This window comes from Paraburkholderia steynii (genome assembly GCF_900100565.1).
Classification (GTDB): Bacteria; Pseudomonadota; Gammaproteobacteria; order Burkholderiales; family Burkholderiaceae; genus Paraburkholderia; species Paraburkholderia terrae.
Genome location: NZ_FNDI01000002.1, coordinates 42,463 through 55,913, shown reverse-complemented (window position 1 = coordinate 55,913; position 13,451 = coordinate 42,463). Strand labels below are relative to the sequence as shown.

Here is a 13,451-nt window from a genome sequence, read left to right as displayed (position 1 = left end):
TCGCGGTACCCTTACGGGTTTTGACCGACCCACAAAGGACCGCGATGTCTGCTTTTCCCTTCGACGCCGTGTTATTCGACTGCGACGGCGTGCTCGTCGATTCGGAAACGATCACCAACACCGTGCTGGCAGCGATGCTCGGCGAACTGGGCTGGCATCTGAGCGTCGACGAAGCGATGTCGATCTTCGTCGGCAAGACCGTGATGGACGAGGCGCCGCTGATCGAAGCGAAAACGGGCGTGCGTATCACGCCCGCCTGGCTTGAAACGTTCCGCGAGCGCCGCAACGCTGCGCTCGAACGTGAAGTGACGGCGATCGAAGGCATTGTCGAAACCGTCGCTGCGTTGCATGCGCGGCTCGATGGACGGATCGCCGTCGCATCCGGCGCGGACCGCGTCAAGCTCCGCTTGCAGCTCGCGAAAGCCGGCGTGCTCGACGACTTCGAAGGACGCATCTTCAGCGGGCAAGAGACGCCGCGCAACAAACCCCACCCGGACGTTTATCTCGCCGCAGCCGCGGGACTCGGCGTCGCCCCTGCGCGTTGCGCGGTGATCGAAGACACCGTGACGGGTGCCACGGCAGGCCGCGCAGCGGGCGCGACGGTGTTCGGCTACAGTCCCAGTGAAAAAGGCCATAGCTCGAAAGAAGCGTTGAGAGCCGTCGGCGTCGCCGACGTGTTCGAAGAGATGGCGCGCTTGCCCGCGCTGCTCGCAGGCTGGCAACGCTGAACGCCTTTGCGTCGACGCGTGCCCGCGTCGCGCACGGCAAGCTCAAAGCATTTCAGCTTCTTCGAGATTCGCACCGAAAAAGAAACGGCTCAGCTCACGCGTGAGTTCGTTGAGGATCGCCATTTCCGGTTGCGTGATCTTGTGTACGGCCTGCACGTCGGTCCAGTCGCCGTACGCGAGCGCGACGGTGGTGTCGTTGGCCTTCACGGGCAGCAGCACGAACGCCTGCGCATCGGCGAGATGCGCCTTGAACCAGTCAGGCAGACGCGCTTCCATGCGCGGCTCGCGCGCGTTCTCGATGAAAATGCCGACGGGGTTCGCAATCGCCAGATGGAACACGTCGGGCTGGAAGCCCGCGCCGAAATTGAGCGTCGGCAGCATGCGTTCCATGTCGGGGCCGAAACCGATGCGCGCGTGATAGCGCGCGTCGGCCTGGCGCACGAACACGAGCGTGCGCGACATCGACAGGCCCGCCAGAATGGTTTCGGAAGCGAGCGTCAGCACGGGCAAGAGCGCCTTGCTCGACGGCAGCGCGCGCAAGTCTTCGAGACCCGCCGAAAGCCGCGCCTGCGCGGACTTCCCGGTACGCACGATCGCATCGGCATGCGCGCGCAGCTCGGAAATCTCCTGCATCAGCCCTTCGTTGCTTTCTTCGTCGATCAACGCGGCACTCAGCGCGTCGAGCCTGGCCGCATCGATCTTCAGCGCGTCGCTATAGAGGCTCGCGAGTTCGGCGAGGCAGCGTTCCAGTTCGTCGCCCGGCGGCTGGGTGACGAGCAGGTTGGCCACTTCCGTCGAATAGCTGTTGACGGCCCGCAGCCAGCGCACATGCTCCGAGAGCGGCTCGTCCGATGCCGCGCCGATAGCCTGCATCCCCGCCGAGATCGTTTCCGGCAGACGCCAGCGGCGCGCCGCCTCGCTGCCGATGTCCTCGAAGCTCACGCCGAGCAGCTGCGCGCAGGCGTCGCTATCGTCGATCTGGTCGGTTGCCGCCGTGCGGCGCAGCCGGTCCCATTCGCTTTCCAGATAGAACGCCACCAGCAGCCTGCCCACCTGACGCATCAGCGCGCACACCACGGCTTCTTCCGCGACCCGCAGATCGACGCCTTCCGTGATGCGCCGCGCAACCGTTCCGCATAGCAGCGCGCGGTTCAGTTCGAGCTTCGCGTCGATCCGGTGCGGCGCGCTGTGATGAAAGTGATCGACGATCTTCATCCCGACCACGAGATGGCCGACGGTATCCATGCCGAGCACCATCAGCGCGCGGGTCACGGTGGTGATGTTGCCGCCGAAGGCGACATACATCGCCGAATTGGCGAGCCGCAGCACCTTTTGCGTGAGGCCGACATCCGAAAGCACGACCTGCACAAGCGACGTGAAGTCCAGATCGTCGTTATTCATCGCCGACACGGTGGTGCGCAGCGCCTGCGAGAGCATCGGGAAATCCCCGCGCTCGCTCATGCGCGCCCACAGTTTTTCCAGCAGTTCGGACTTGACGACGGGGGACATCTATTGGTGATGGAGAGCAGATACGTTGAAAGACAACCACAGTACCCGTGATTAAAACACAACCCGTCGTCCATCATCGTGCCGGCAAGCCTCAGACAGCCTGCAAACCGTCGGCCTGTTGCGTGATTGCGCATCGATTGCGCATTATTTCGAAGCCTTACCGTGTCTCCATTGCGCGACATTCCACCCTGGCCGGGCGCCACCAGCGGCTTGCCACGCCCTATGAGAGTCAGATATCGACGCCCGACGCGACGATCATCGCGCCCGCGTTGCCCGGCGGCGTGCCGTTCGCGCGTGGGCAGTAGACCGTTTCGCCCGCCGCGATCGTGCGGCCCGTCAGCACGCATTGTCCGGCCCGGCGCGCGATGTTCACGCGCCATGTCTGATAGCCGTAGTGACCCGTGCGCGCGTCGCACCATGAAACCGTCAGCGTCTGCGCGGTTGGCTTGTCGAGCACGCGCACGGTCGGCTGGCTTCGCCCGTCCCAGCATGCGGCCGTGCGCGGCCTGCGCCGCGCCGGGCGCGGTGGGCGCGGGTTTTTGACGGGTTCCGGCGTGACGTCGAAGTTGCGGATCGCCACAACGGTCCGGCACCAGACATCCGCATGCTCTTCGATCCGTATGCGCTCTGACATGATTAATTCAACACGTGATGAATATCGAGATCGTAGCGTCGCCGGGCGCGCGTGTCAAACGAATGTGCCGCGAGGACCACTGCGGCCCCGTTCCGGACGCTCGGTTAAACTCACGCCTGATCTGACGATCGGCAGGCTGATTCGAATGAAAGATGTGACGGCAACAGCAGAACCCCACAAAGACAAGAAACGCGCGCGCGGACGCCCGGCGTCGAGTGCATCGGTCGGGCCGGACGCGATCCTGCGCAATGCGCGCAGGAGTTTCGGCAAACGGGGCTTCGAGGCAACGAGCGTGCGTGAGATCGCGCGCGACTCAGGCGTCGATGCGGCACTCGTCGCGCATCATTTCGGGTCGAAAGAGACGTTATGGCTGGCCGTCGTCGAACAGATCGCCGGGCAGATGGCGCCGATGATCGACGCGACGTCAGCGTTGCAGAGCGCGCCGCTGGGCGCGAGAGCGCGCGTGGAAATGGCGGTGGCGAGATTCATCGACGAAGTGTTCGACGACCCCGACGTCGGCATTTTCTTTTCGACGGCGGCGACGGAAGAAGGCGAGCGGCTCAACGTGCTGATCGAGCGGCTGGTGCGCCCTTATCACGACGTGATGGTGCCGTTGTTCGCCGACGCAGCGCGGCAAGACGATCTGAAGGTTAAGGACGCGGAACTGCTGTTTTTCATGCTGCTGAACGCGATCAGCAAGACGGTCGCGTACAGCCACCTGATGCGGGCGTTCTCGTCGCTGCCGCAGCATGAAAAGAAGTTCAAGCGCATGGTGCTGGAGACGGCGCTGGCCATGCTTGCCTAGTCGATCCGCGCAGCGGCGCGACGAAATTGACGCAATGCGGATCGAAGCAAGCCGCGTTCAGACGGCAGCCGCGCGGCGCGCCTGATACAGCATTTCCCGTTCGAGCAGATCGAGCAGCGCGATGACCCGCTGCCGTTGCGTCGCCACCAGATCGTAGGTCTGCGCGAGCTTGCGCAGGCGCTTCGCCCAGTATTCGTAGTCGAGCTTCGACACGTCGTCCGTTTCGGTCCGGCGAACCACGTACTGAACCATCCTTTCCAGATGTTCCAGCTCCACGTCTGCCAGGCTCGCTGAGCGCAGCGTCCCGACACCCGTCGGCGCTTCCATTCTTGTTACCGCCATGTTGGCCCCCGATCGTCACCTGTAGCTGCCCGGCAGGCCGCGCCCGGCTGTCCTCGGCGACAGCGGAGCGGCATCATCGCGCGCACGGTGCCGTCGATTTCCATGACGCACTGCCGCGTGACCTGTCCGGTTCTTTTCAAACAACGATAACCTCGCTTGGCGGCGAGGCTTTACCGTGCGTCTCAGTTGGGTGCGCGGGCGGTAGAAATCTGGCGCGGGGTTGCCTTCAACGCAGGCAGGCAAACGCACGTCGCAAACGATTGCGCCAACTACGAAGTCCGCTCGACAGCGAACTTTCTATACGGCGCGAAGCGCGTATCGCCGTGCAGTGCGGAGAAGACTTCGATCAGATGATCGGTGAACAGCCGCACCTTCTGCGACGGCTGCGCGCCCTCTGGAAAGACGGCATGAATCGGCGCGGGCGGCAGGCGGTAGTCGTCCAGTACCGTGACCAGTTGTCCCGATCGAAGCTCCGGCTCGCAAAGCCATTGCTTCCCCACCGCAATTCCGAGGCCTTCGCGGGCGCAGGCAATCACGCCCTCCGCCGCGCCAACAAACACGCGCGCGCGAACCTTGATCGAGACGGGAATGCCGTCGTGCTCGAAGGTCCACGTTTCGTGCGACGGGCCCAACGGGCCTGTGACGATGTCGTGCGCGGCGAGGTCGTCCAGCGTGGCCGGGATGCCGCGCTCCTTCAGATAGGCGGGAGAAGCGACCAGCATGCGCGGCACCATGCCGATCTTGCGCGCGCCGAAGCCGGAATCCTCCAGCTCGCCGAAGCGGATGGCGAGATCGGCGCCTTCGGCGATCAGATCCTGAATGCTGTCGGATGTCAGAAGCTCGATGCGCAACGTCGGATGCGCCTTCAGGAACACCGACAGGCTCGGAATCACCGTGCGTACGCCGACGATGGCCGACGTCGCCACGCGCAGCACGCCGCTCAGGCCGCCGACATGCCGCGCTTCGTCGTCGGCCTCTTCGAGTTCGCGCAGCAGCTTGCGGGCTCTAAGCAGGAACGCCTTGCCTGCCTCCGTCGGCACGATGTTGCGCGTGCTTCGCAACAGCAGCGTCGTGCCGAGACGCGCTTCGAGCTCGGAAACGATCCGCGACACGGAAGGCTGCGACAGCCCGAGTTCGCGCGCCGTCGCGGAAAAGCTGCCCGTTTCGGCAGCGCGCACGAACACATGCAGTTCCTGGAATCGATCACTCATTTGCTTCACGAATAGGTGTTGTTTGCCGCGAGCCCGTAGTGCGGCACGCGCGGCTCGTACATGATGCCACCAACGGCCTGGCGGTTCAGTTCGACGGTTCGGACGCACACCGCTGCTGGCGCACTCATTCAGGATCTGCAAAATGAACGATCGTATCTATCCGGCTCAAACCACGGCACTCGTGCTCATCGACGTGCTGAACGACTTTCTCGCCGACGACGGCAAGCTGCACGCGTCGATTGCACCCATGCTCGACAAGACAGGTTTCGTGACGCACGTCGCACAACTGCTCGAAGGCGCGCGCGCAGCGGGTGTCAAGATCATCTTCGCGCCGCACGGCACCGACGAGCACAGTTTCGACGACATCAAGCATGTCCATCCGCGCATGCAATGGGCGCTCTCCAACGAGGTGCTGCGCAAAGGGACTTACGGCGCGGACTTCTACGCGCCGCTGCACCCGCGTGAAGGCGAAATCGTGGTGAGTCATCACCGCATGTTCGACTCGTTCATCGGCACGGATCTGGAAGCGCAACTCAGGGCGAACGGCATCGAGAAGGTCGTGCTGGCCGGACTGACATCGCAGACCTGCATCGAAGGCACCGGCCGTCATGCGCTCGAAGCCGGCTTTCACGTGACGTTCATCACCGACGCGGTCGCCGACTTCACGGAAGCGGCGCACGAGGCCGCGCTGTCGATTTCGTATCCGACCTTCGGCCACGACGCAATGACCGTTGCCGAGTTTCTCGAAGCCGTCGATTCCGTCGCCGCGTGATTCGCGGCATGACAAACCGTGCTGCCGCGACCGTGGCAGCACGTTCACCCGTTGCCCGATCGCGAATCCCGGACGGGCATCTCTCCACCAGGCGACATGTATTCGACAACCACCATGGAAGAAGTCACGATCGCAATCGTATTTCATAGCGGCTATGGCCACACCGCGCGTCAGGCGCAGGCCGTCAGCGCCGGCGTCGCGCAAACGCCCGGCGCCAGGGCGTTGCTGCTGAGCGTCGAGCAGGCGCAAGACGAATGGGCCGCGCTCGAATCCGCCGACGCGATCGTCTTCGGCGCGCCGACATATATGGGCAGCGCGTCGGCGGCGTTCAAATCGTTCATGGACGCCAGTTCCGGCGCGTTCTTTAAAAGCGCGTGGAAAGACAAGCTGGCGGCTGGCTTCACGAACTCCGCATCGCGATCGGGCGACAAGCTCGCGACGTTGATGCAGTTCGTGATCTTCGCGGCGCAGCACGGCATGCACTGGATCAGCCTTGGCTTGCCGCCCGGCAACAACAGCACGAGCGGCAGCGAACAGGATGCGAACCGGCTTGGCTTCTTTCTCGGCGCGGCCGCGCAGTCGAATGCCGACGAAGGCGCGGACGCCGCGCCGCCGCAAGCCGACCTGGACACGGCACGACACCTTGGGCAACGCGTCGCGCAAGCGGCCATTCAGTTTGCGCGCGGACGGGCCGCGTCGCGTGAATTCGAAACCTTGTCACACGAAGGAGAACCGTCTTGACGGCATACATGATTTTCACGCGCGAAAGCACGCAGGACCAGGCGGCGCTCGACGTATACCGCGCGAAGGTGCGCGACACCTTCGACGGGTACACGCACAAAGTGCTCGCCGCGTATGGCGCGCAACAGGTGCTGGAAGGCGATCCCGCCGAGGCGACCGTCGTGCTCGAATTCCCGTCGCTCACGGCGGCCCGCGCCTGGTATGACAGCGATGCGTATCAGCAAGTCGCGCAACACAGGCTCAAAGGATCACGTCACCGTGTCGTGCTGATCGAAGGACTTTGACACGGCAGCGCCGTCACTTCGCTGCAATGCAAAAAGCCAGCAGCCCCGAGGTCACCTCGTCGATGATCTGCTTCATCTCCGCATACGGCGGATGGAACGGCGTGGGGTTGTCGGGGCTGCCCCATTCGATCGTATAGGAGAACACCTTCGCCTTCTTCGCATCGACGATGTGACGGCTGAATGCATAGTCGTCGGACGTGCCCGCCGTCGGATACAGGCTCATCGATTGCTCGGTCTTGTACACGCGGCCGCGCGACGCCTTGATTGCGTCGCGCATTTCGTGCGCGAGATCGACGGCGATCTTCTTGTCCGCCGTCGCGATGTACTCGCGATAGGCCTTGTCGTTGGCAATGCCGCGCTTGCCGTCGTAGGCGGCATTCTGGAAGTTCATGTCGGGATGGCCGCTCTGGTTCTCGTCGTCGCCCCAGTTGTACAGAATGTCTTCCGAATAGCTGTGCAGATCGACGAAATAGCGGATGTTCGGGTAGGTGTCGAACATCCACACGGCGTTCTTCGTTTCGGGCTCCGATTCTGCGGCGGGACCGATATACACCTCGTAGTCGCAGGGATCGGTGGAATTGGCGATCGGACTTTCGGGATCGAAGTACTGCGGGAAATTCCACAGAAAATTGTAGTTGCGGTTGATATCGACGCCGCAGCATTGCGGCTTGCTATGCCCCGCAGGCGCGGGCCGGCGGTTCTTGCGCCACATCGATTCCGCCGACATGCTGTAGTGGCGGCCATCGGGATTCGCTTGCGGAAACACGTACAGGTCTTTGCTTTCGATCACGTGCTTGATGTCCGCCGCCTTGAACGTGCGGCTGCCGATCTTGATCGGCTTGTGCGTGGCGTACGCGTTGGCGAGCAGTTGCACGAAATGGATCAGGATATCCGGGCTGCCCCATTCGCGCGCATGCACGCCGCCGAGGAAATAGATGCCGGGGCGCCCCGCTGCGCTGCCTTTGCCGATTTTCAGCGCGTGGCAGGTGCGCTTCTCCCAGGTTGGATGAGGCAGTTTGATCAGCTTCGTGAACGCATCGTTGGGCGCATTGCTTGCGGCGGAAAGTGCCGCCTCGATTTGTGCAACATCGAGATAGCCGGTGCCTGCCGCGACGGATAAAGCGTCCAGCGCGTGCGGCTCTGCCAGCTGCGCGCGCGTCTCCGCCTGGCGCACCTTGCCTTGCGCTTCGGCGTCCTCCAGCCGCTCGACCTGGTAGCCGTCCGCTTCGAGCGCCTTGATCTGCGCATTGGTGGCGTGCGCGTCGACGCGATAGCCGCCGTGGACCTTCTCGATCGTATGGCGCGCGACCGTAACCTTGTGCTTCGTCACGAGATCGGCCAATGCTGCCTGATCTTTTCCTGTGATGCGTGCGTGGTAGCGAGACATGTTCGTTCTCCCGTCAGACGGGCCGGTCCAGACGGGCCGGTCCTTCTAACCGAGAACGGCGGACGCGGCGGACATTTCAATCGTCCCGCCGCAGCGCTTGCGCTTCACTTCAGATCGACAGTCACGAAACTGCGCGCGTGGTTACGCTGGATGAGCAGCGCCGCCTTCTTGCCCGCCTTCGCCGCGAGCGCCGCCAGTTCATCCTGCGATGCAACCAGCGTCCCGTTCAGCGACAACACCACGTCGCCCGGCTTGATGCCGGCGGTGCCCGCCGTGCCCGACACGTCCTCGACCATCAGCCCTTCGGCGAGGCCCGTCGAGCGCCGTTCGTCGTCCGTCAACGGATGCATGCTGAGTCCGAGATGATCCAGCGGGCCGACATCGCTCACGCCCGTGCTCGCGTATTGCGCCGATGCCGTCAGGTTAACCATGATCGTCATCTGCTTGCGATTGCGAATCAGCTTCACGGGGACTTTCGTGCCCGACTGCGGCACCGCATCCTGGTCGGTGAGATCCGCGCTGTGCTCGACGGGCTTGTCGCCGATCTGCACGATCACGTCGCCGGGCTTCAGCTTGCTGGTGGCGGCGGGACTGCCGGGCTCGATGGCAATCACCAGTGCGCCCGCCGCGCGCGGCAGACCGAACGCGCCGGCAAGCCCCGGATCGATGTCCTGCACCTGCATGCCGAACGCGCCGCGCGCGGCGTCTCCGCCGTCCTGAGACTTTGACTGCGCCTGCAACTGCGCGCGCACCTTGTTCGCCATCGCGATCGGGATGGCAAAAGTCAGACTCTGAAAACGATCGCCGTCGGCGTAAACCTGCACGTGTATGCCGACCACTTCCCCTGCGCGATTGAACACCGGGCCGCCCGAGTTGTCGGGATTCAATGCGCCGTTGGTCTGGAAGAACGGAAACGCCGTGCCATCGGACAGCGTGCGCGATGTCGCGCTGACGATGCCCGCCGTCACCGTGTTCTGATAGCTATCCGGTGAACCGATCGTCAGCACCTGTTCGCCGACGCGGACCCGCGTCGAATCGCCGAGCTTGACGACAGGCAGCTTCGTCGCGTCGATCTGGATCACGGCGACATCGCTTGGGCCATCGACGGCGACGACTTTTGCCTTGAACTCGCGTCGGTCGGTCAGACGCACCGTCACGTCATCGGAGCCGTCGACGACATGCGCCGTCGTCAGAATCAATCCGTTAGCGCTGACGATGAAACCCGATCCCACACCCGACATGGCACGCGGTGAACTGCCCTGCCCGTCCTGCGACTGCGGCATGACCTGCCGGAAGAATGCGAACAGCGGGTCGTCACCGTCGATCGCTTCGGAGCTCGCGCCCGAAGCGGGCGCAGGCGACGCGGCTGGCGCAGCCGGCGCCGGCGGCGTTGGCACCGCCAGCGGCTTCTCCGGCAGGATCGCGCGGATGTTCACGACGGCGGGCCCGTAGCGCTCGACGATCGCCGGAAAGTCGAGCGGCGCGCTCGCATTCCCGGGCGCCATTCGCTTCTCTTTCACTGGCGCGGACGCAGGCGACGGCGCGGAAGCAGCCGCAGCATGCGGTGCGATCGCTTCGGCGTTGGCGTAGGGGTATCCGGTGAGGCAGGCCGTTGTCACGGCGGTGCAAAACCAGGTGCGGAATAGAGTTGAGTGAAACACAGCGCACCTCCATGGCGTTAGTTATGCCTGGCACTGTGAAGACATTATTTAACGCGTGGCGGCCGGCGACTGTGACATAGCACACCGAATAGTTCGAAAAGAAAGGGAACCCATCCGGCCGACGCAAACCATATTGCATGGCAATCCAGCCGCGAGCGCAGACGGATGCGATCGACCCTTGGTATCTGTCTGGGTGGATCGAAGTCGACGTGAGATTCAGTTGCATGTTTGCCCGCGATGGACAATCAGGGACGCGAACGGTTGACCCGTTCGTCCTGATTCATTTATAGAAAGCGGGCAGCAAAATTGCAGCGAGTACAAATCCTGGCGTGCGTCGATGGCGGCTCTGGCCGTACGCTGATAGTCCGCGTGGATAGTTCGCGCTGTTAGCTCACTAAGCGTCAGTCGCTACGCCGTCGTGACGCGATTACAGTCACGTAAAATGCGTCATCCGTTTGTGTCAGTTTTGCGTCGATGAAGCGGGCGGCCAAACGCTCGCAGCAGCGCATGCTCGAAAACACTCATGTCCGCTGCTTCGCGTTTCGACTTCGAAAGTCGAGACCGCCCGCCTGCGTGTTTCGTCAGCGACGCGCGCCCATCGTGTCGACGCCGACGGTGGGCGCGCCTGGCGCCGCTCTCCAGATGTTCCTGCTGCACCGTCCTTTTGCCTGAGAGTTTCCCGGGCGGTTGCTCCGTCGGCGTCGTCGCTGGGGACGATCTCTCCCGTGCTGCGCGGTGGAACTATGCGACCTTGCCGAAGCATAAAGAAACTGGCAAGCCCCCATCTTCCGGGCAACGATCCGCCGTGGGTTCAGTCCGCCGTCAAGTCGGCGCGCGGCGCAGCCGGGGAGAAACCTCGTCGGAAGTATTCGATCGTGAAGTCCACGAAGGTGCGCACTTTCGCCGACACATGGCGCCGACCGGGATAGACGAGCGACAGTTCCTTGAGCCCGTTGGTCACCCGATACTCAGCAAGGACACGCAGCAACGCGCCGCTCGCAATGTCGCCGACGACGTAGTCCTCGGGCAGGATAGCGAGACCCATGTCGGCGAGTACCATTTGCCGCAACATGATCATGCTATTGACCCTGCACACGGAGTCGAGATTCAAGGTCTCCTCGCGACCGTCAGCGCTCGCGAATGACCACTCGGTTCCATGCATATCTCGCGAAGGCGCGAGGAAACTGTGCGATGCAAGCTGTTCGAGCGAGGTCGGCGCGCCGTGCCGTTCGATATAGCCGGTAGACGCGACCACGATGGGCCGCACCGACAGCACAGGACGCTTCACCAGCGTACTGCCGTTCACCTGCCACGATGCGACGATGCCGACGTCGAACCCGTCTTCGACGAGATCCACGGACTGATGCAACAGCGTGACGTCCAGCTTCACCTTCGGATGACGTATCCGGTAGCGGTGCAGCAAAGGCGCCAGCGCCGCCAGTGAAAACGAGGCCGCCGCCGCGACCTTGAGCGTGCCCGAGGGCTCGCCCGCTTCTTCCGTCACGGCCGATTCCATCGAATCCAGCAGCTCCAGCAGTTGCTGGCATCCCCTTGCATAGGCGCGGCCTGCTTCCGTCAGCGAAACACTACGCGTCGTGCGATTGACGAGGCGCGCATTGAGATGCGCCTCAAGCAGCGCCACATAGCGCGTCACGACAGCATTTGACAGATTGAGACTCGACGCAGCGCGACTGAAGGAGTTGTTCTCGGCAACTCTTAGGAATATTCGTATTGCCTGCAGCTTATTCAGCATGGTCAACAGAAATAAAACAGATTAGACATATATATCAACATTAAATTACCCACCCATTTAAAGCTTCAGTTTCAGCCAACGAAAATACAATTGTCACCCACAGAAACCCCTCATGTAGCGCCGTCACAACATATTATCAATCAAGTACCGCGTACGACTTAAATATCGGAATGAATTTCATTTGAATATACATCGCTTTATCATTCAATATACGATTTATTTCGAATTACTAAAAAATAGTTTTCACTTATTAAACGTAACGAAACGTCGACTCGGCCTCTATAGTTCGCCCTGCGTGATCGATGTGTGCCGTGAATTTTTAAAGCTACGCACCGCGGCTATCTCGCACACGGAAGACAGCACATTTCATTCAAGTCGTCAGGCTTAGTACGGAATACGAACATGAAAAAAACCACCTTGATTTTCGCGGCTGCTTCGGCGGCCTTTGCGGGTGCGGCGCACGCGCAGAGCAGCGTCACGCTGTATGGCCTCGTCGACGCGGGCCTGACGTACGTGAGCAACGAAGCCACGCGCAACTCGCCCATCACGCCGAATGGCTTGACTGACGGCAAGGCAGTGTTCGGCATGACAAGCGGCAATGTGCAGCAAAGCCGCTGGGGCATGCGCGGAGTGGAAGATCTGGGCGGCGGCCTGAAAGCCGTCTTCAACCTAGAAAGCGGCTTCAACGTGAACAATGGCAGTCTGGCCAATAACAATGCGTCCAATAACAGCCTGTTCAACCGCCAGGCGTACGTCGGACTGTCTGCTATCGATTACGGCACGCTGACCCTCGGCCGCCAGTACGACTCGGTCGTCGATTACCTCGGCCCGGTCTCCGCGGCCGGCACCTGGGGCGGCACGTACTTCGCCCACCGCGGCGATAACGACAACCTGAACAGCACGTTCAGCATCAGCAATTCGGTCAAGTATCAAAGCCTGAACTACGCTGGCGCTTCGTTCAACGCACTGTACGGTTTCTCAAACTCGGCGAGTGGTTTTGCGAACAACCGCGCGTACAGCGTCGGTGCTGGCTATGAGTATGCCGGCGTGCATTTCGCGGCCGCCTATCTGCAGATTCAGGGGCTGAATTCCAACAACAGTTCGGGCGCGATCCAGAACCTTCCGACCTTGGCGATGACGAACCTTCCGGGTCTTCAGAATCAGCGTACCTGGGGTCTTGGCTCAAACTATGAGATTGGACCGTTCACGCTCGGCGCGCTGTTCACACAGACCCGCTATCAGGACAACATCGGCGATTCTTCCGTGCGTTACAACAACCACGAAATCCACGCCCGCTACAGCATGACACCTGCGCTGAGCTTCGGCGCGGCGTACACGTACACGCAAGGCTTGCGCAGCACGCCGCGTACGTCTGCGACGAGCAACAGCTCGGCTCACTGGAACCAGTTTGGCGTGCAGGCCGACTACGCGCTGTCGAAGCGCACCGACATCTACGCTGAAAGCGTCATGCAGATCGGTGCAGACAATCAGGTCGGCGCGAACGTGACGCAAGTCAACGGCACTTCGGAACCCTCCACGAGCAAGAGCCAATACGTCGTTTCGGCAGGCATCCGGCACCGCTTCTGATCGATTCACCAATCTTTAAGAGTCTTCTCTGGTCTCC

At 62.2% G+C, this 13,451-nt stretch carries 14 protein-coding genes and 1 riboswitch; of the genes, 6 read left to right on the top strand and 8 right to left on the bottom strand.

Translation table 11 applies throughout. From position 1 onward, the window contains the following. The first annotated feature begins 44 nt into the window (after window positions 1-44). Window positions 45-728 carry an HAD family hydrolase gene (locus BLT65_RS04165; protein WP_091775081.1) on the top strand — a complete coding sequence of 228 codons (684 nt, stop codon included), beginning with the start codon at window positions 45-47 and terminating at the stop codon, window positions 726-728. A gap of 42 nt (window positions 729-770) precedes the next feature. On the opposite strand, the gene BLT65_RS04160 is transcribed toward BLT65_RS04165, so the two are convergent. Both BLT65_RS04160 and BLT65_RS04155 read right to left on the bottom strand, forming a co-directional pair. Beyond that, a complete protein-coding gene (locus tag BLT65_RS04160) occupies window positions 771-2,237 on the bottom strand; it encodes an HDOD domain-containing protein (RefSeq protein ID WP_091775076.1) in 1,467 nt (488 codons plus the stop codon). 229 nt (window positions 2,238-2,466) lie between these two features. Further along, window positions 2,467-2,871 (bottom strand): DUF3331 domain-containing protein, encoded by a 405-nt coding sequence (locus BLT65_RS04155; protein WP_091775072.1) that lies wholly within the window; start codon window positions 2,869-2,871, stop codon window positions 2,467-2,469. 145 nt (window positions 2,872-3,016) lie between these two features. Between BLT65_RS04155 and BLT65_RS04150 the strand changes: the two genes are divergently transcribed. Beyond that, complete coding sequence (locus tag BLT65_RS04150) at window positions 3,017-3,676, top strand: TetR/AcrR family transcriptional regulator (RefSeq protein WP_091775069.1); 660 nt, start codon at window positions 3,017-3,019, stop codon at window positions 3,674-3,676. Window positions 3,677-3,733: 57 nt separating this feature from the next. Here BLT65_RS04150 and BLT65_RS04145 read toward each other — a convergent pair whose 3' ends face one another. The 3 genes from BLT65_RS04145 to BLT65_RS48380 form a co-directional block, all read right to left on the bottom strand. Further along, complete coding sequence (locus BLT65_RS04145) at window positions 3,734-4,018, bottom strand: hypothetical protein (RefSeq protein WP_229516252.1); 285 nt, start codon at window positions 4,016-4,018, stop codon at window positions 3,734-3,736. 269 nt (window positions 4,019-4,287) lie between these two features. Beyond that, window positions 4,288-5,229 (bottom strand): LysR family transcriptional regulator, encoded by a 942-nt coding sequence (locus BLT65_RS04140; protein ID WP_042308676.1) that lies wholly within the window; start codon window positions 5,227-5,229, stop codon window positions 4,288-4,290. A gap of 5 nt (window positions 5,230-5,234) precedes the next feature. Continuing rightward, the gene (locus tag BLT65_RS48380) at window positions 5,235-5,357 is read right to left on the bottom strand and encodes a hypothetical protein (protein ID WP_255221889.1); all 123 of its coding nucleotides are present in this window, start codon (window positions 5,355-5,357) and stop codon (window positions 5,235-5,237) included. A gap of 14 nt (window positions 5,358-5,371) precedes the next feature. On the opposite strand from BLT65_RS48380, the gene BLT65_RS04135 reads away from it, so the two are divergent. The 3 genes from BLT65_RS04135 (at window position 5,372) to BLT65_RS04125 (ending at window position 7,026) form a co-directional block, all read left to right on the top strand. Continuing rightward, a complete protein-coding gene (locus BLT65_RS04135; RefSeq protein ID WP_091775066.1) occupies window positions 5,372-6,001 on the top strand; it encodes a cysteine hydrolase family protein in 630 nt (209 codons plus the stop codon). 114 nt (window positions 6,002-6,115) lie between these two features. Next, on the top strand, window positions 6,116-6,742 hold the full coding sequence (locus BLT65_RS04130) for a flavodoxin family protein (RefSeq protein WP_091775062.1): 627 nt from the start codon (window positions 6,116-6,118) through the stop codon (window positions 6,740-6,742). Next, window positions 6,739-7,026, top strand: a complete 288-nt coding sequence (locus BLT65_RS04125) for a DUF1330 domain-containing protein (protein ID WP_091775058.1) — start codon at window positions 6,739-6,741, stop codon at window positions 7,024-7,026. Before BLT65_RS04130 ends, BLT65_RS04125 begins: the two co-directional genes overlap by 4 nt. A 13-nt stretch (window positions 7,027-7,039) precedes the next feature. On the opposite strand, the gene BLT65_RS04120 is transcribed toward BLT65_RS04125, so the two are convergent. The 3 genes from BLT65_RS04120 to BLT65_RS04110 all read right to left on the bottom strand — a co-directional run bounded on the left by BLT65_RS04120 (window position 7,040) and on the right by BLT65_RS04110 (window position 11,827). After that, window positions 7,040-8,413 (bottom strand): M14 family metallopeptidase, encoded by a 1,374-nt coding sequence (locus BLT65_RS04120; RefSeq protein WP_091775055.1) that lies wholly within the window; start codon window positions 8,411-8,413, stop codon window positions 7,040-7,042. A gap of 104 nt (window positions 8,414-8,517) precedes the next feature. Beyond that, the gene (locus BLT65_RS04115; RefSeq protein WP_341865824.1) at window positions 8,518-9,918 is read right to left on the bottom strand and encodes a trypsin-like peptidase domain-containing protein; all 1,401 of its coding nucleotides are present in this window, start codon (window positions 9,916-9,918) and stop codon (window positions 8,518-8,520) included. 802 nt (window positions 9,919-10,720) lie between these two features. After that, a riboswitch (glycine riboswitch) is annotated at window positions 10,721-10,810 on the bottom strand. 75 nt (window positions 10,811-10,885) lie between these two features. Next, entirely contained in the window at window positions 10,886-11,827 is a 942-nt protein-coding gene (locus BLT65_RS04110) for a LysR family transcriptional regulator (protein ID WP_052426880.1), read from the bottom strand. Between the two features lie 402 nt (window positions 11,828-12,229). On the opposite strand from BLT65_RS04110, the gene BLT65_RS04105 reads away from it, so the two are divergent. Next, on the top strand, window positions 12,230-13,414 hold the full coding sequence (locus tag BLT65_RS04105; RefSeq protein WP_042308690.1) for a porin: 1,185 nt from the start codon (window positions 12,230-12,232) through the stop codon (window positions 13,412-13,414). The last annotated feature ends 37 nt before the right edge of the window (window positions 13,415-13,451 follow it).

Excerpts from the sequence above, each read along its gene's own strand:
- BLT65_RS04155 (WP_091775072.1), bottom strand. The coding sequence starts at position 2,871 with ATGTCAGAGCGCATACGGATCGAAGAGCATGCGGATGTCTGGTGCCGG.
- BLT65_RS04110 (WP_052426880.1), bottom strand. The coding sequence starts at position 11,827 with ATGCTGAATAAGCTGCAGGCAATACGAATATTCCTAAGAGTTGCCGAG.
- BLT65_RS04130 (WP_091775062.1), top strand. The coding sequence starts at position 6,116 with ATGGAAGAAGTCACGATCGCAATCGTATTTCATAGCGGCTATGGCCAC.
- BLT65_RS04150 (WP_091775069.1), top strand. The coding sequence starts at position 3,017 with ATGAAAGATGTGACGGCAACAGCAGAACCCCACAAAGACAAGAAACGC.
- BLT65_RS48380 (WP_255221889.1), bottom strand. The coding sequence starts at position 5,357 with ATGAGTGCGCCAGCAGCGGTGTGCGTCCGAACCGTCGAACTGAACCGC.
- BLT65_RS04135 (WP_091775066.1), top strand. The coding sequence starts at position 5,372 with ATGAACGATCGTATCTATCCGGCTCAAACCACGGCACTCGTGCTCATC.
- BLT65_RS04160 (WP_091775076.1), bottom strand. The coding sequence starts at position 2,237 with ATGTCCCCCGTCGTCAAGTCCGAACTGCTGGAAAAACTGTGGGCGCGC.
- BLT65_RS04120 (WP_091775055.1), bottom strand. The coding sequence starts at position 8,413 with ATGTCTCGCTACCACGCACGCATCACAGGAAAAGATCAGGCAGCATTG.
- BLT65_RS04165 (WP_091775081.1), top strand. The coding sequence starts at position 45 with ATGTCTGCTTTTCCCTTCGACGCCGTGTTATTCGACTGCGACGGCGTG.
- BLT65_RS04140 (WP_042308676.1), bottom strand. The coding sequence starts at position 5,229 with ATGAGTGATCGATTCCAGGAACTGCATGTGTTCGTGCGCGCTGCCGAA.
- BLT65_RS04145 (WP_229516252.1), bottom strand. The coding sequence starts at position 4,018 with ATGGCGGTAACAAGAATGGAAGCGCCGACGGGTGTCGGGACGCTGCGC.
- BLT65_RS04115 (WP_341865824.1), bottom strand. The coding sequence starts at position 9,918 with ATGGCGCCCGGGAATGCGAGCGCGCCGCTCGACTTTCCGGCGATCGTC.
- BLT65_RS04105 (WP_042308690.1), top strand. The coding sequence starts at position 12,230 with ATGAAAAAAACCACCTTGATTTTCGCGGCTGCTTCGGCGGCCTTTGCG.